Annotated in this window: 14 protein-coding genes; 3 read left to right on the top strand and 11 right to left on the bottom strand. The window is 39.5% G+C overall.

The features are described 5' to 3' along the window. Nucleotides 1-56: 56 nt before the first annotated feature. From ACNR9Q_RS07140 to argS, 4 genes are all read right to left on the bottom strand, one after another. Nucleotides 57-938: a bifunctional 5,10-methylenetetrahydrofolate dehydrogenase/5,10-methenyltetrahydrofolate cyclohydrolase gene (locus tag ACNR9Q_RS07140; RefSeq protein ID WP_419213917.1), complete on the bottom strand. Its 882-nt coding sequence runs from the start codon at nt 936-938 to the stop codon at nt 57-59. 33 nt (nt 939-971) lie between these two features. Next, nucleotides 972-2,309, bottom strand: a complete 1,338-nt coding sequence (gene ffh / locus ACNR9Q_RS07135; RefSeq protein WP_419213916.1) for a signal recognition particle protein — start codon at nt 2,307-2,309, stop codon at nt 972-974. A gap of 166 nt (nt 2,310-2,475) precedes the next feature. After that, the gene (locus tag ACNR9Q_RS07130; RefSeq protein ID WP_419213915.1) at nt 2,476-2,715 is read right to left on the bottom strand and encodes a hypothetical protein; all 240 of its coding nucleotides are present in this window, start codon (nt 2,713-2,715) and stop codon (nt 2,476-2,478) included. 738 nt (nt 2,716-3,453) lie between these two features. Then, entirely contained in the window at nt 3,454-5,235 is a 1,782-nt protein-coding gene (gene argS / locus ACNR9Q_RS07125) for an arginine--tRNA ligase (RefSeq protein ID WP_419213914.1), read from the bottom strand. 116 nt (nt 5,236-5,351) lie between these two features. On the opposite strand from argS, the gene ACNR9Q_RS07120 reads away from it, so the two are divergent. The 3 genes from ACNR9Q_RS07120 to ACNR9Q_RS07110 all read left to right on the top strand — a co-directional run bounded on the left by ACNR9Q_RS07120 (nt 5,352) and on the right by ACNR9Q_RS07110 (nt 8,167). After that, nucleotides 5,352-5,777 carry a hypothetical protein gene (locus tag ACNR9Q_RS07120; protein WP_419213913.1) on the top strand — a complete coding sequence of 142 codons (426 nt, stop codon included), beginning with the start codon at nt 5,352-5,354 and terminating at the stop codon, nt 5,775-5,777. Further along, a complete protein-coding gene (locus ACNR9Q_RS07115) occupies nt 5,774-7,198 on the top strand; it encodes an SDR family oxidoreductase (RefSeq protein ID WP_419213912.1) in 1,425 nt (474 codons plus the stop codon). Before ACNR9Q_RS07120 ends, ACNR9Q_RS07115 begins: the two co-directional genes overlap by 4 nt. A 102-nt stretch (nt 7,199-7,300) precedes the next feature. Next, nucleotides 7,301-8,167: a lysophospholipid acyltransferase family protein gene (locus tag ACNR9Q_RS07110; RefSeq protein ID WP_419213911.1), complete on the top strand. Its 867-nt coding sequence runs from the start codon at nt 7,301-7,303 to the stop codon at nt 8,165-8,167. A 5-nt stretch (nt 8,168-8,172) separates the two neighbouring features. On the opposite strand, the gene ACNR9Q_RS07105 is transcribed toward ACNR9Q_RS07110, so the two are convergent. The 7 genes from ACNR9Q_RS07105 to ACNR9Q_RS07075 form a co-directional block, all read right to left on the bottom strand. Next, nucleotides 8,173-10,347, bottom strand: a complete 2,175-nt coding sequence (locus ACNR9Q_RS07105; RefSeq protein WP_419213910.1) for a molybdopterin cofactor-binding domain-containing protein — start codon at nt 10,345-10,347, stop codon at nt 8,173-8,175. 3 nt (nt 10,348-10,350) lie between these two features. Further along, on the bottom strand, nt 10,351-10,842 hold the full coding sequence (locus ACNR9Q_RS07100; RefSeq protein ID WP_419213909.1) for a (2Fe-2S)-binding protein: 492 nt from the start codon (nt 10,840-10,842) through the stop codon (nt 10,351-10,353). 10 nt (nt 10,843-10,852) lie between these two features. Further along, a complete protein-coding gene (locus ACNR9Q_RS07095; RefSeq protein WP_419213908.1) occupies nt 10,853-11,461 on the bottom strand; it encodes a hypothetical protein in 609 nt (202 codons plus the stop codon). Between the two features lie 120 nt (nt 11,462-11,581). Next, nucleotides 11,582-12,508, bottom strand: a complete 927-nt coding sequence (gene ctlX, locus ACNR9Q_RS07090; protein WP_419213907.1) for a citrulline utilization hydrolase CtlX — start codon at nt 12,506-12,508, stop codon at nt 11,582-11,584. Nucleotides 12,509-12,551: 43 nt separating this feature from the next. Next, complete coding sequence (locus ACNR9Q_RS07085; protein ID WP_419213906.1) at nt 12,552-13,466, bottom strand: dimethylarginine dimethylaminohydrolase family protein; 915 nt, start codon at nt 13,464-13,466, stop codon at nt 12,552-12,554. A gap of 97 nt (nt 13,467-13,563) precedes the next feature. Further along, on the bottom strand, nt 13,564-14,850 hold the full coding sequence (locus ACNR9Q_RS07080; RefSeq protein ID WP_419213905.1) for a citrate synthase: 1,287 nt from the start codon (nt 14,848-14,850) through the stop codon (nt 13,564-13,566). 106 nt (nt 14,851-14,956) lie between these two features. Then, nucleotides 14,957-16,501, bottom strand: coding sequence for a glycogen synthase (locus tag ACNR9Q_RS07075; protein WP_419213904.1), 1,545 nt, complete (start codon nt 16,499-16,501; stop codon nt 14,957-14,959). Between the last annotated feature and the right edge of the window lie 24 nt (nt 16,502-16,525).

Here is a 16,525-nt window from a genome sequence, read left to right as displayed (position 1 = left end):
CGATGTTACAACAATCCATTTAAAAAATAAAAAAGGTCCTAAAAGGACCTTTTTTATTATCTATTTCTATGTCTCTCCCTTGCCAGCAACGTATTCTTCAATAGCATGGCAATAGTCATTGGACCGACTCCCCCTGGAACAGGTGTAATGAAAGATGCCTTTTTACTTACATTTTCAAAATCGACATCTCCGGTAATATAGTATCCTTTTTCTTTGGTATCATCTGGAACTCTGGTAATACCTACATCAATTACAACGGCATCATCTTTTACCATTTCAGCTTTAAGAAAATTCGGAACTCCCAAAGCAGAAATCACAATATCTGCTTGAGAAATAATCTGTGTGATATTTTTGGTATGACTATGGGTCAAGGTAACTGTAGAATTACCAGGCCATCCCTTTCTTCCCATTAAAATGCTCATGGGCCTACCTACAATATGACTTCGACCGATAACAACCGTATGCTTACCCTTTGTATCTACTTTATAGCGTTCGAGTAATTCAAGTATTCCGAAAGGAGTGGCTGGAATAAAAGTGCTCATATCCAAAGCCATTTTACCAAAATTGGTAGGATGAAATCCGTCCACATCCTTATCAGGGTCTACGGCCAATAATACCTTTTGGGTATCAATTTGTTCTGGCAAAGGTAATTGTACAATAAAACCGTCTATGTTGCTATCCTCGTTCAACTCTTTAATTTTCTTCAGCAACTCTTGTTCAGAAGTAGTACTGGGCATTTGAACTAAGGTAGATTCAAACCCCACACGCTCACAGGAACGTACCTTACTACCTACATAGGTTAAACTAGCACCGTCGTTACCCACGATAATTGCCGCTAAATGAGGTACTTTTTCACCTCTTTCCTTCATCTTGGCAACTTCTGCCTTGATTTCCTCCTTTATTTGATTGGATACTTTTTTACCATCCAATAATTCCATATCCTTATCTTTTTAATTAACCCTGTTCTTTCGTTATTGCATTCCTTTCATTGCACCCATCATCTGCATCATCTTTTTACCCCCACCACCTTGCATCATCTTCATCATTTTGCTCATTTGGTCGAACTGCTTCAATAATTGGTTCACTTCCTGAACTTCGCGCCCCGAACCTTTTGCAATTCGTTTTTTTCTGCTGGCATCTAATTTTGCCGGCGTGGATCGTTCCTCTGGAGTCATGGAGTAGATAATAGCTTCAATATGCTTAAAGGCGTCATCATCGATATCCAAACCTTTAAGAGCTTTGCCGGCCCCGGGAATCATCCCCATAAGGTCTTTCATGTTCCCCATTTTCTTAATCTGCTGAATCTGGCTTAAGAAATCGTCAAAACCGAATTTATTCTTGGCGATTTTCTTCTGAATTTTCCTAGCCTCTTCTTCATCAAATTGTTCTTGGGCACGTTCTACAAGAGAAATAACATCACCCATTCCTAAAATACGATCCGCCATACGCGAAGGATAAAAGACATCAATAGCTTCCATCTTCTCACCAGTACCAATGAACTTGATCGGTTTATCCACTACCGATTTAATTGAAATGGCCGCACCACCACGGGTATCACCATCCAATTTAGTCAGGACAACACCGTCAAAATTCAGGATATCGTTAAAAGCCTTAGCGGTATTTACGGCATCTTGCCCGGTCATGGAATCCACCACGAACAAGGTTTCTTGTGGTTTTATTTCCTTATGGATATCGGATATCTCCGCCATCATTTTATCATCTACAGCCAAACGACCTGCGGTATCGATAATCACCACATTATGACCGTCTGCTTTTGCTTTTGCAATACCTGTTTTAGCTATGGCAACAGGATCTGTATTCTCCCTATCAGAATACACAGGAACCCCTATTTGCTCACCCACAACATGTAACTGGTCTATGGCTGCAGGGCGGTACACATCACAGGCCACCAATAACGGATTTTTAGATTTTTTTGTTTTAAGGTAATTGGCCAACTTACCGGAGAAGGTAGTTTTACCAGAACCTTGTAAACCGGACATCAAAATCACCGATGGATTACCCGAAAGATTAATTCCCTCAGATTCACCCCCCATCAACTCGGTCAACTCATCCTTAACGATTTTCACCAGTAACTGACCAGGTTGCAAGTTGGTCAGTACGTTCTGCCCTATGGCCTTTTCCTTTACCCTATTTGTAAACTCCTTGGCTATTTTAAAGTTAACATCTGCATCAAGTAAGGCCCGACGTATCTCTTTGGTAGTCTCTGCTACATTTATTTCAGTAATCTGACCATGGCCTTTAAGTACATGCAGGGCTTTATCTAGCTTTTCGCTTAAATTATCGAACATTCTTTTCTTTTTTAAGGGGTTACAAATTTAGCAATATCGAGGTTAATTACGCAGCAAGTACCTCAAAATATACAAAACAAAAGAGCACCCGTTAAAAATAGATGCTCTAAAGTTGCTTGTGGGGCAAAAAATGGTTTACATATTCATAAACTCCAAAACTAAAACCTCAATCAATACCGCCAAACGAGACCAACTCTTTACTGCTGGCGGTATATTTTTGCATGTTTATACTATGCTGTTTTTCCATAATCACTACAGTGACGCTTCCATCAACAATTACATGCCTTAGCCCTATTCTTCGGTCTTCGATAGAAATAAAATGCCAATCGTTCGTTAATTCAACGAAGGAGAAATTCTCTCCAAAATTCAAATATACCTTTAGCTTGGTATCACTATTTCTAATCACTCTCTAAAGTTTAGTGCGAAAAGCTTTTGGACTCCCTACCAGACATAAAGTGGTGAACGTATTGATTAACTAAATTTTGAAAAATGTCAAGATGAAAAAAGAAATTACACCGCAGATTTTAAGGAAAAAGCTATGAAACTTAGTTATACACAGGGTAGCGTTATTGAGATTTGTAGGAAGCTGGACACCATTACACCTGTACAGAACCGTTGGCGCAGGATATAGGATGCACATGGAAGAAATAGTTTCACGGTCAAGGGAAAATTGCAACTTACCAACGAGCAACGTGAAGTCTCCGATCCAAAGAAAAGTTTAAGGGATGCAGTACATGAAAATGATATTCTAAAAAAGGCCATAGCCATCTCTCTTAGACTCTTATTTAGGATATCAAACAATAGCAGAAATTGAACCGGAATAGTATAATCTAAAAGTAGCAGCTTGAGTCTATGGCCCACTTTTTTTGTTGTAAGCCCATCCCCTAATGGAATAAATTATTAGCACCCCGACAGCAGTCGATTATCTAAATATATTAGGGTAGATCATCTACCAACCATATTCTTAAGAACGGAAAAAGCGCGAATGTAATATTTAGCGCGTACGTTTTAAACCTTGCAGATTGAAAAAACGAACTAAATATCTACTCTGCTACCGATTTCGACCTGATAACAGTGTTGAAACTATTGAGCGAGTCTCATTAGGTTTTAGCCCAAATGCTAGTTGCAGAATACGCTTCTAAAGCTACATACGTTCTGGAACCTCGATACCTAACAAGCCAAATGCATCTTGAATAACTTCGGCTACTTTTTTGGATAATTGAACCCGTAAAATTCGTTTCTTCTCATCTGCTTCTCCAAGAATGGACACCTGCTGATAGAAAGAATTGAATTCCTTCACCAAATCATAGGTGTAATTGGCAATCAATGCGGGACTAAAATTTTCAGCCGCCAATTGAATTGTGTCGGGGAACAACTGTAGCTGCTTGATCAATTCCTTTTCCTTGATATGAAGGTCTGTTGATGCTATTGATTCTAAAACATCAATTCCCATACTCTCTCCCTTGCGTAAAATAGATTGAATACGGGCATAGGTATATTGAATGAACGGGCCGGTATTTCCTTGAAAATCCACCGATTCTTCGGGGTCGAATAAAATCCGTTTTTTTGGATCAACCTTTAAGATGTAATATTTTAACGCTCCCAACCCGATCATTTGATACAAGGTCTGCTTTTCCGCATCATTATATTCTTCCAACTTACCGAGTTCTTGCGAAATTTTAGCGGCGGTTTGTGTCATATCGGCCATAAGGTCATCGGCATCGACAACAGTCCCCTCCCTACTCTTCATTTTACCACTGGGTAAATCGACCATACCATAACTAAGATGGTATAATTTATCGGCCCATGAGTATCCAAGTTTTTTAAGAATTAGAAAAAGCACTTTAAAATGGTAATCCTGTTCATTCCCTACGGTATAGACCATACCGTTAACATCTGGATAATCCTTTGCCCGTTGAATAGCTGTACCAATATCTTGGGTCATGTACACCGCAGTTCCATCAGACCTGAGAACTATTTTTTCATCCAAACCGTCTTCGGTCAAATCAATCCAAACACTACCATCTTCCTTTTTAAAGAATACTTCTTTTTCAAGTCCCTCCGCAACAATATCCTTTCCTAAAAGATAGGTGTCACTTTCGTAATACAAGGTATCAAAATCTACGCCCATATTTTTATAGGTAACCTCAAATCCTTCATAGACCCAACCGTTCATGGTTTTCCAAAGCGCTACCGTTTCAGGGTCTCCGGCCTCCCATTTTTGTAGCATTTCTTGGGCTTCCAATAAAATCGGCGCCTCCTTTTCCGCTACTTTTGGTTCAATACCCAAGGCTATATTTTGAGCGATTTGTTCTTTATACGCCCTATCAAAGGCTACGTAGTAATTACCGACTAATTTGTCGCCTTTCAGTCCCGTACGCTCGGGTGTCTCAGCATTCCCAAATTTCTGCCAAGCCACCATGCTCTTACAGATATGGATTCCACGGTCGTTGATAATCTGCGTCTTGTAGACCTTTTTCCCGGCTGCCTTTAAGATTTCAGCCACGGAATAACCTAATAGGTTATTCCGTATATGCCCTAGGTGTAATGGTTTATTGGTATTTGGGGATGAATACTCCACCATAACCGCATCCTTTGATTCTGGCACAAATCCAAAATTCTTCGCTTCTTTTATCTCATTGAAAAAATTCAAATAGAACACATCTCCGATCACGAGGTTCAAAAACCCCTTTATCACATTATATTCAGATACTTCCGCTACATGCTCTTTTAAATAAGCACCTATCTGCTCTCCAATCTGTACAGGATTTCCCTTAACGTACCGTAACATTGGGAAGACCACAACAGTAACATCTCCCTCAAAATCTTTACGGGTAGGTTGAAATTCAACGGTTGGCAACTCCTTTCCGTAGATAGATTGTACCGCTTCTTTAACTTTGTATAATAGAACCTCCTGAATATTCATTAAAACGTTTAATTAAGCCTGCAAAATTAATCATTTTTTAGGCTTTTAAGGTAAACAGTTTCGGCATTCATAGGGCTTTTGATTAACTTTAAGAAAAACCGCATAAGAAAGCGAACATGCTCGTAAACGTATCCTACAACAATAAAGAGATTACCAGAAAAGTAGATGATCATGTGGGCAAACCTTTTACCCTTAAAGAACGCTGGGCGATGGACGGAATTGGTTCGCCAAAACTTATCATTACGGAAACGAGTATAGAAATCAGAAACCTCTTGATTTTAGATAATAATCGAGATACCTGCAATATTGAGTTACGCCCAAAGGGAATTATTGTACGGTTTCGCTCTTTATTGGAAACCTTTGCCCTGGTCATCCCCTATTACAAACTAACGCTTTACAAAGGCGAATCATCGGTCTATTCCATTTACCGAGACCATCACTTTATTAAAGTAGCATCCGATACAAAAGCGGTTCAGAAATTTTTCAAAAAAATACTGGGCTATAAGGCAGACAATACCCCAACTTCTATAGAAGATTTATGAAAATACTCCTCACTGGTGCAAACGGTTATATCGGTATGCGCCTTTTACCTCAGCTTTTAGAGATGGACCACAAAGTGGTGTGCGCCGTACGTGATGGAACGCGCCTTTCGGTTGATAAGGAGACCTTGACACAAATTGATGTAATAGAGATAGATTTTTTGGAGGAAGTAAAAGAAGACGTCATCCCAAAGGACATAGATGCTGCTTATTTCCTAATACATTCCATGAGTTCCTCTACACATGATTTTGATGATATGGAAGCCAAAACCGCCCGCAATTTTAATGACTACGTCAAGCACACCCGAATACAACAAGTCATTTATTTAAGCGGTATCGTAAACGACGAAAATCTCTCCAAACATTTGAGGTCACGTAAAAATGTAGAAGAAATCCTTTATAAAGGAAAATTTAAATTAACGGTCCTACGAGCAGGCATTATTGTCGGTTCTGGCAGTTCATCTTTCGAAATTATTCGAGACCTCTGTGAAAAGTTACCCTTCATGATTACCCCAAAATGGGTATTGACCAAAACCCAACCCATTGCGATACGAGATGTCATTGCGTTTCTTACCGGGGTTTTAGGCAATGAAGAAACGTATGATGATTCTTTTGATATTGCGGGTCCCGATGTGCTCACCTATAAAGAGATGCTTCATAAATATGCCGAAGCGAGAGGGTTTAAAAACTGGATTTGGACCGTTCCCGTGATGACCCCGAAACTATCTTCCTATTGGTTATATTTCGTAACCTCTACCTCTTACAAACTGGCATTGAACTTGGTCGACAGCATGAAAATTGAAGTTATTGCCAAAGACACCAGATTACAGAAAATTCTTGAGATGCAACCTCACACCTACAAAGAGGCGATTGATATGGCCTTTAAAAAAATAGAACAGAATTTGGTCATCAGCAGTTGGAAAGATAGTATGGTCAGTGGAAGGTTCAACAATACGCTGGAAAAACATATTCAAGTTCCTAAATACGGTATTTTGAAGGATGTTAAACAACTTAAAATTGAAAATCCCGATGAAATATTAGAACGTATTTGGAGTATTGGCGGGGAGACCGGTTGGTATTACGGCAACTGGCTATGGAAAATACGCGGATTTTTAGATAAACTTTTTGGAGGCGTTGGGTTGAGACGGGGAAGAACCCATCCCGACCGAATTTACGCAGGTGATGCCCTAGACTTTTGGAGGGTGCTATTGGCTGATAAAAAAGCGAAACGTTTACTACTTTTTGCAGAAATGAAACTTCCAGGAGAAGCCTGGTTGGAATTTAAAATAGACGAAAACAATATACTTCATCAAACAGCGACGTTTAGACCGCGCGGTTTAACAGGAAGACTTTATTGGTACAGCATCGTTCCCTTTCACTACTTTGTCTTTAGCGGTATGATTAAAAACCTTGCCAACAAATAACATTCATTTTTTTACATCTTTTTCGTAATTCATGATCATTTTTTCGACTATTAGCAGTCATAATAGTTGTCGATTTATTTTGGTCGACCCAGTGATTTAGTAATGAAGTATTTACGTTTTTTGCCTTTTTATTTATTATCATTATTGCCATTCTGGGCGCTTTACACACTGTCAGATGTGACCTTTTTTCTGCTATATCATGTCTTGGGATATCGACTTAAAGTGGTCCGTAAAAATTTACACATTGCCTTTCCGCACAAGTCGGAAGAGGAAATCAGTAAGGTTGCGGTTAAATTCTACCAACATTTTTGCGATCTATTCTTTGAGGCGATAAAATTACTTACGATCGATCCCAAAGAAATCCAAAAAAGATTTAAGATACATGACCTATCAAAACTAACCTACCATCTCAAGAATAAGGAGAATATTATGCTATATACAGCTCACCAAGGTAATTGGGAATGGTTGACAACAGTTCCCATCTACCTCAATGTTAATTGCAACACACTCTACAAACCTTTGGAGAACAAGTATTTCAACGATTTGTTCATTCTGATGCGTGAGCGTTTCAATGTACATTGTATTCCCAGTAACGAAGGATATAGGCATATCATCAATTTAAAAAACAAGAATATCGTTTCCATGAACTGTGTCATTGGTGATCAAAGTCCGTTGCGCATATCGGGAAAGTCACAAACTACTTTTTTTAATCAACAAACTTCATTTTTTTCAGGAGCAGCGAAAATTGCAAAAAAAACAGAATCCGCAGTATACCTTCCCTATTTGAAAAAAGAAAAACGGGGCAGATATGAACTTTTTTTCGAAACTATAGTGAATAAGGTCGCTAATGTTAATGAACAGGAAATCATAGATACCTATGCCCATAAATTAGAGGCTATTATACAGAACTACCCAGAACTCTATTTATGGACACACAAGAGATGGAAAAGAGATGGGGTCTCCTATTAAGAAATCTATACTATTTTAGGAATTCTAAGTGGCAACTCTGTAAGTCGATTTCCAGTCAAACGCCTAACCGCATTCGCAATTGCCGCTCCAATAGGACCTAAAGGAGGCTCCCCTACGGCACCCGGGGTATCTTTTCCCTGTAACAGCACTACATCAATCTCTTTAGGCGCGTGCTTCATCAAGGCCATTTGATAGGGACCATAAATAGTGGGAGAGAGTTCGCCTTCTTCCACGAACATTTGTTCATATAAAACGGCGCTCATCCCCATAATAACACATCCTTCACATTGGGCTCGTATCTGATCAGGATTTACCGCCAAACCAGGATCCAACGCCACGGTCACTTTGTGCACTTTAATTTCATTATCCTCAATAGAAACTTCAGCTACTTGGGCACACGGAGTTCCGGCATCAATGGAAGCGGCGAACCCCATTGCCCTACCATCAGAAACATTTTCAGAATAACCGGCCTTTTCCGAAGCAGCCTTGATAACACTTTTTAGACGCATACCAATGGCATCATCGCCAATTTGCCGCAATCTAAAATTGACAGCATTTTCATTCGCCTTCAGTGCCATTTCGTCCATAAAGCTTTCTATCGCAAAAGTATTTGCCAACAAGCCTAAGCTTCTCCACCAACTTGTAGCAAAGGGGAGATCTACGCGCCAATAGACGGATCTAAAATTAGGCACCTTGGTGTACTGAATAAATCCTCCACGAATAGCTCCGATATCCGCTCCCAATATAGGGGGAAGTAATCCTGGGACCAAAGCGGAATCATTGGCTACATCTCCACTAACAAAATGATGCTCAAGACCGTCTAATAATCCACCTGAATTCAGGATTCCTTTTACTATATGATGCGTCGGCGGACGAAACATATCATGTTGAAATTCTTCTTTTCTGGTAAAGAAATATTTTACCGGTTTACCCACAGCTTTTGACATCACTGCAGCCTGAACCGCATGGGGCGTGTGTAACCTTCTTCCAAAACCGCCTCCTAGAAAGGTGGGTATTACATTGACATTTTCAACCTCCAACCCTAAGCGTTCGGCAACTTCTTTACGCGTCAACCCAACGACCTGAGTACTGATTTTAATGGTCGCATGATCATCTTCAACCGAGGCCAAGACTCCATTCGGTTCAATTTGGGCATGGGCCCCTATTGGGCTTCTAAATTCTATGGAAGTTAGGTCTCTTCCCTCCTCAATGGCATTTCCATTTTTTTGAATCACCGTTGATTTTCCGTTACCAACAGTCATCATATCAACGATTGCAGCAGTATCTATATCCGTAGGACTTGACCAGGTTACTTCAATTGCCGCCTTTGCATTCTCCGCTTCGATCAATGAGCGGGCCACGACCCCTACAAAATCAGGTTCCTCGATAATCTTTATAACTCCGGGCATTCCTTCTGCAGCTGAGGTATCTGCACTTACAAAACTTGCTCCAATCTTAGTCGGCCTCACTACAGCTCCATATAACATATTGGGCAATTCAGCATCCATACCAAAAATTGGTTCTCCATACACTTTTGCCTTTAAATCTATCCTTGCCATAGGCTTACCGATATATTGATACTCCGCAGCATTCCTCAAAACAACTTTATCGGGAATCTCCCAATTTTCGACTCCATCAATAGTTTGGGCGAATGTTAGTGATTTTCCTGCTCCGGAGATAACCCCGTCGGTAATCGAAAGCTGTCCGTGATCCAAATCCATTTTATGTGCAGCTTCGGTCAATAACATTTGACGTAAAAGGGCGGCAAGTTCACGTAAGGGCTGCCACAAACTTGATATGGAAGTACTACCCCCAGTGGCAAAACTATCTATATTACCAGTTGCCGAAGCCGCATGCACCACCCTAATCTGATCCATTGATATATAAAGTTCGTCGGCCGCCATTTGCGCCAAACCCGTAAAAGTTCCTTGCCCCATTTCAACTTTAGGGGAGTGTAAAAGAATCCTATTCTCAGAAGTAACTTCAAACCAGACCATAGGTTTATCGGTATTATCGGTATAGGGTAATTCCATCGTATTAACCAGGCCTAACAATTCCCTTCGTATATTGTTTCTGAATAAATAAGTGCCAACGGCCAATATCCCAACGGTTCCAAGCCCACCTCTAATTAAAAACTTACGTCTCGAGACTCTCTTTGATGTGTTACCCCCTTTAGCCATCCTTTAGCCTTTTTCCGATTTGTTGACCTGATTTAATAAGTTTAATTCCGATGCCCTATGAATCGCTTTACGCATTCGGTAATAGGTGCCGCATCTACATACATTAATGATATTGTTATCAATATCTTCATCTGTAGGTTTAGGAACTTTATTCAAAAGTGCAGCGGTCGCCATCATAAATCCGGGTTGACAATATCCACATTGCGGCACCACTTCCTCTATCCAAGCTTGTTGAACGGGATGTGGGTCATCAGGACTTCCCAACCCCTCAATCGTTGTGATCTTTTTTCCCACCGCAAATTTTACGGCATACGAACACGAGCGAACGGCTTCGCCATTTACGTGTAACGTACAAGCACCGCAGGCGGCCTTGCCGCAACCAAATTTTGTCCCCTTTAGATCAAGAATATCCCGTATCACCCAAAGTAACGGAGTATTTTCATCCTCCATTTCAAATGATTTCTGTGTACCATTTACTACAAAGGATATCTCCATATTCACTAAATTATTTTGTTGGAATGATAGCTCCATTGTCAAACCAAAACTCAACGGCCTTTTTAAAGTCTTCTTTAGAAACTGGAGGTTTTTCACGTAGCTTTCCGTTGGCATCAACCCCAGGGTTCCATGCCCATAACACCAGCTCATCTTGGGTCATATGCTCTACGAGTTCCTTATAGCTTCTATCGCCATTTGTTTCCCTATTCAACACTCGTTCCGCTATTTCTACTCTTGATAATCCTTCCCAACCCATGGAAGCGGGCGCCAAAGACCAATGCGGAGCGCCGGGCACACCGGCATAGTCATTATTTTCAGTTTGATGACAGGTAGCACAGGTAGTCGCTGCAAAACCTTTATCATCATCACCCCGTTCCATGCCAAAATAATGAGGATGTCGAGAATCTCCTTGCTTTGGCATATTGTCAGTAGGATGACAGTTCATACAACGTTGATGCGTAAGAACATCCATGATTTTATGAAAAGCTTCGTCAGACAAGTTCATTCCAGCTTCCTTGTTTATTGCGATATAAGCACTGGTTCTGGGGTCTTTATTCAAAGCTAATAGTAACCCTACGGTGCCAATCGCAAGAAAGGTATATATCGTTTTAGGTTTCATGATCAATCACCTGTTTTCTTAATGCCCTTCGTTACCTTTTCTTGAAGGTACGAAATACATAGTAATTATTATTAAGAACTGACTATTATGCCTTAAAAGCAAGAAGACATCAAGCGATAATTATTTAGGAAGAAAAACTTCAGCCATCATACACCGCGCACTACCCCCACCGCAAGTTTCAATGGTAGTTAAAGAACTATGCAAAATAGGACAGTGGGTTTTGATACGAGCAACCTGTTCAGGATTAAGGCTTTCATACGCTGCAGTGCTCATGACCATGAACCGCTGATTATCGCTTCCTAAAACTTGAAGCATGTTACCCGCAAAGTGATGCATTTGCTTTTCCGTAATCATAATTACTTCTTTACCATCTCTCTTAAGATGATCCATCACATTTTTTCTTTCTTTTTTATCGTCAATGGAATCTGAACAGATAATCGCAAAATCCTCCGCTAAAGCCATCATTACATTGGTATGATAAATAGGCATTCTTTTACCATCCACGGATTGATTTGCGGTGAAAATAACAGGAAAACAATCAAAATCTTCACAGAATTCAATGAACAAATCTTCATCTGCGCGTTGTGATAAGGCACAATAGGCCTTATTATTAACCCGATCCATTAATATACTACCTGTGCCTTCTAGGAATATGCCTTCTTCTTCAGCATCGGTATAATCTACAATGGTTTCAATTTTAAACCCGTTTGCCTCTAGAATCTCTAAAATATCTTCCCTCCGTTCATTCCTTCTATTTTCGGCAAACATTGGATAAATACCTACCGTACCATTGGAATGGAATGAAATCCAATTATTAGGGAAAATACTATCAGGAGTATCCGGTTCCTTAGTATCCTCAACAACAATAACATTGACTCCATGATTTTTTAACACAGTGACAAAGGCATCAAATTCTTTCTGTGCGTTTTCATTTATCACGTAATTCTTCATATCAATATCTTCCATAAAAAAGTTATTGACGGCCGTTTGTTCGTTCATCCGAAAGGATACTGGACGAATCATGAGTATGGTATTGGTAATTTGCATAGTACTTTAATTATAAAGATATCTAATCGACTTCATCCGTTATTTATTGCCGTATGAGGGGCAATGTACTGCAACGCAAAAGACCTTCTTGTTTGGAAATTTCAGCATAGGGAATTTCCTCCACCGTAAATCCTTCTTGCCGCAACCAATTATTCAAACGGGTAAAATTACGTTCGGAAACCACGACTTCTGGAGAAATCGAAAATATATTACTGAACATGTTATACATTTCAATTCCTGTAATTTCAAAAATGTTTTCTTTACCAAAAAAATCAACCAACCACTGGTATTCTTCTTCAACTAGAAATCCGTTTTTATGTAAAATCGCTTTTCCCTTTCCTAAAGGTTGAAAACAACAATCGAGATGAAGTGCATTTTCGATTGCATTGGTGTTTGATTTTCGAAGTTGGAACGACTTTACTTTTTTATCGGGAAACAGATTCGAGAGATAATCAACAGCAGCCTTATTGGTCCTTGCCGTAATATAATCTGCATAATCTGGTGCAGTATAGGTTCCTATGAAAATATAATCGTTCCAAGGCATGACATCTCCCCCTTCTACATGCACTTCGACAGGGGGTTGAAGAATTTGGGTATTATCTATTTCATCAAGTACATGCAAAATGGCTTCGACCTCCTTTTCGCGATCGGGCAAAATATTCGCCTTAATCAATTTATCCTCGATCACAAAGGCAATATCTCGAGAGAAAATCTGGTTACAGTCTTTCAGAACTTCGGGGCGATATACTTTCACTCCATACTTTTCAAAGACCTTTCGAAAAGCTTCCATTTCCATAATCATATCGGCTTCCTTTGGATAGGTTCCTGCCTTTATATGCTCTAATGATTTTGGATCATAAGCATCTTCTGGTGAAGGAACGCGTCCTGAACTTTTTGCCGTTCCCAAAACAACTGCCTTTAAAGTGGATATTTCATCATTGATATTTAATTGCAACATAGATCAAGGTTTCTTTCGGTAAAATTAAAAAATGGCATAAAAAAAGCTCCTTTAAAATTTAAAAGAGCTTTTTGTTTTTTTTAGTCTTGGTAGCAATCTACCTTTTATCGAGTTCGACAAAAGATCTTAATTTCGCCCCAACATATACTTGCCGAGGTCTGCCGATCGGCTCACCGTTCAATCTCATTTCCCTCCATTGTGCTATCCAACCCGGAAGTCTGCCTAAAGCAAACATAACGGTAAACATTTCTGTAGGAATACCCAATGCCCTGTAAATGATCCCAGAATAAAAATCGACGTTTGGATACAATTTTCTGTCTACGAAATATTTATCCTCAAGTGCTTCTTTCTCCAAGCCTTTTGCAATTTCCAAAATTGGATCTTCTATGCCCAAATCACCCAGTACATCGTCAGCCGCTTTTTTAATAATCTTGGCGCGTGGATCGAAATTCTTATATACCCTGTGACCGAAGCCCATTAATCGGAAAGGGTCTTCTTTATCTTTTGCTTTGGCCATGTATTTTTTAGTATCTCCACCGTCGGCCTCTATTGCTTCTAACATCTCAAGAACCGCTTGGTTGGCACCACCATGTAAAGGTCCCCAAAGGGCAGAAATACCTGCGGACAACGAGGCGAACAAACCAGCATGCGATGAACCTACGATACGTACAGTACTCGTGGAGCAGTTTTGCTCATGATCAGCATGTAAAATCAATAATTTATCCAATGCTTCAATAACTACTTTGTTCTTTTTATAATCCTGATTAGGACGTTTGAACATCATTTTATGGATATTTTCAACATATCCTAACGAATCATCACCATAATCCAACGGCAATCCCTTCTTTTTACGCAAGGTCCAAGCTACCAAAACTGGAAATTTTGCCAAAATTCGAACGATAGCATGGTACATATCCTGATCCGAACTTACATCTACCGTAGACGGATTAAAGGCAATCAAAGCACTTGTCAGCGATGACAGAACACCCATAGGATGGGCGGACTTTGGAAAACCATCCAAAATCTTTTTCATTTCTTCATCTACATGAGATTCATCTTTTATATCCTTGTGGAATTTGGCGAGCTGATCTTTATTAGGTAACTCTCCGAAAATCAACAAATAGGCAACTTCCAAGAAATCTGCTTTTTCCGCCAACTCCTCTATCGAGTATCCCCTATATCTCAAAATTCCTTGTTCGCCATCCAAAAAAGTAATGGCACTTTCACATGAACCGGTGTTCTTAAAACCTGGGTCTATCGTTATAATTCCTTTGGTAATCGAACGTAAAGAATTAATATCAATTGCAAGTTCATCCTCTGTTCCCTTTATTACCGGAAACTCATATTTTTCACCATTATATTCTAAAGTAGCTTTATCTGACATTTTTAATTTTTACGTTTTAAATCAATAAAGTAAAGTTAGCAAAATAGGATTGTTTTAACAATTTCAGAAATCTCTTTGGGCTAAAATTAACAATTAGTGTAATCTATTACACCGATTGCAACATATATAAGGATTTGTAGTATTCATCAAGTGACTTATCCCAGGTAAAGCGGGCCTTTTTAGCATTTGCCTGAATTTTTTTCCATAATGGTTTATCCTTTTCCCAAACGGTCAAGGCTTCATCAAAACGCTTCACCATGTTATTGATTTGTTCGTCATAGGTTTCACCTTCAAAAGCAAAACCAGTTTTCATATGTTCAACCGTATCCTTTAATCCCCCTGTATGGTGAACAAGACAAGGATTACCATTTCTCATGGCCAACATTTGACTTATACCGCAAGGCTCGAACAAACTCGGCATAAAATAAAGATCGGTTTCCAAATACATAGAATCGATCAAATCCTCTGACTGTCCATTTGTGAAAACAAAGTTTTTATGCTTATAGCTCATTTCACGGAAAAAATCCTCATAATCAGGATCTCCCGTACCCAATAACATAAAAATTCCTTCAATTTTTTCTAACCGTGCCAGCATTTTCTCAAACGCCTCGGGCGAACGCATTAGAAAATAAAATTTCTGTTCGGTTAAACGAGCTACGCTCGATACGATGAATTTAGGTCTGTTGCCCACATACTGCATAATTTTTTCACCGGTATGAGCAAGAAAATCTGCCTTATATTTTTTGGAGGTATCCTGTAACCATCTAAAAAGTGCCTTAACTGTATTTCTATACAACAATCCTTTTTCAGCTACCCGTATGTTGTCATAATTGCTAGCGTTTAAAATGCCGAAAAGACGGCCTTCATTGTTCGCTTTTTGCAAATCACTCTCCAAGCTTTCTCCACCTATGAACTCAGGTCTTCTGCTCGGCAGCATAACATCTTCTTTATAGGAGGGTGAAACCGTATGTACGGCATCGGCCAATCGTATTCCGACCGCCATTAAATTGATACAATCTTGGTACCGATGGTCCATCAAAGCCCTATGGTCCAATTGGATTTCTGGAAAAAAATTATGGATAGAAGCATAGTTGTTATAGAAAGGTCTGATACCCTGTATAGCCAAATTATGAATACTATAGACATAGCGCATCTTCTTTAAATCTTGATATTGTGGATGGTACCTTTTTATGAATAAAAGCGGAGCAGCATGCCAATCATGCATGTGTACCACATCCAAATCACCAAAGGCTCCAATTTTCATAGCCTCAGCTGTAGCAGCACAAAAAATAATAAATTTTATGAAGTCGTTATAAAATGGCTCTGTTGGATCGTCATGATAAATATGTGCAATACCACCTTCAATTATCTCTGGGTGATGAATCACATAATGCGTAATGTCTTTATAAACTTTTTTGGGAATTACCTCATACAACTCCGCCGTATACGGAACACCCCTAAGACTAAATTCTAATTTAGTTTTGAATATACCGTTTTTATGTAATCTTGAGTATGAAGGTACAACTACATGAACTTTATCTCCACGTTTAGAAATTTCCCTGGGCACATCCCTAACTACATCTCCCATTCCTCCTGCCTTACAATCAGGAATGGCATCATTTTCCGCCGACACAAAAAGAAAATTGCTCATATGCTAACAAAGGGGGATTATTAT

The organism is Maribacter sp. X9, assembly GCF_048537565.1.
GTDB lineage: Bacteria > Bacteroidota > Bacteroidia > Flavobacteriales > Flavobacteriaceae > Maribacter.
This window is presented reverse-complemented; position numbering and strand designations above follow the sequence as displayed.

Coding starts and splice junctions, on each gene's coding strand:
- ACNR9Q_RS07140 (WP_419213917.1), bottom strand. CDS start 938: ATGGAATTATTGGATGGTAAAAAAGTATCCAATCAAATAAAGGAGGAA.
- ffh (WP_419213916.1), bottom strand. CDS start 2,309: ATGTTCGATAATTTAAGCGAAAAGCTAGATAAAGCCCTGCATGTACTT.
- argS (WP_419213914.1), bottom strand. CDS start 5,235: ATGAATATTCAGGAGGTTCTATTATACAAAGTTAAAGAAGCGGTACAA.
- ACNR9Q_RS07120 (WP_419213913.1), top strand. CDS start 5,352: ATGCTCGTAAACGTATCCTACAACAATAAAGAGATTACCAGAAAAGTA.
- ACNR9Q_RS07115 (WP_419213912.1), top strand. CDS start 5,774: ATGAAAATACTCCTCACTGGTGCAAACGGTTATATCGGTATGCGCCTT.
- ACNR9Q_RS07110 (WP_419213911.1), top strand. CDS start 7,301: ATGAAGTATTTACGTTTTTTGCCTTTTTATTTATTATCATTATTGCCA.
- ACNR9Q_RS07105 (WP_419213910.1), bottom strand. CDS start 10,347: ATGGCTAAAGGGGGTAACACATCAAAGAGAGTCTCGAGACGTAAGTTT.
- ACNR9Q_RS07100 (WP_419213909.1), bottom strand. CDS start 10,842: ATGGAGATATCCTTTGTAGTAAATGGTACACAGAAATCATTTGAAATG.
- ACNR9Q_RS07095 (WP_419213908.1), bottom strand. CDS start 11,461: ATGAAACCTAAAACGATATATACCTTTCTTGCGATTGGCACCGTAGGG.
- ctlX (WP_419213907.1), bottom strand. CDS start 12,508: ATGCAAATTACCAATACCATACTCATGATTCGTCCAGTATCCTTTCGG.
- ACNR9Q_RS07085 (WP_419213906.1), bottom strand. CDS start 13,466: ATGTTGCAATTAAATATCAATGATGAAATATCCACTTTAAAGGCAGTT.
- ACNR9Q_RS07080 (WP_419213905.1), bottom strand. CDS start 14,850: ATGTCAGATAAAGCTACTTTAGAATATAATGGTGAAAAATATGAGTTT.
- ACNR9Q_RS07075 (WP_419213904.1), bottom strand. CDS start 16,501: ATGAGCAATTTTCTTTTTGTGTCGGCGGAAAATGATGCCATTCCTGAT.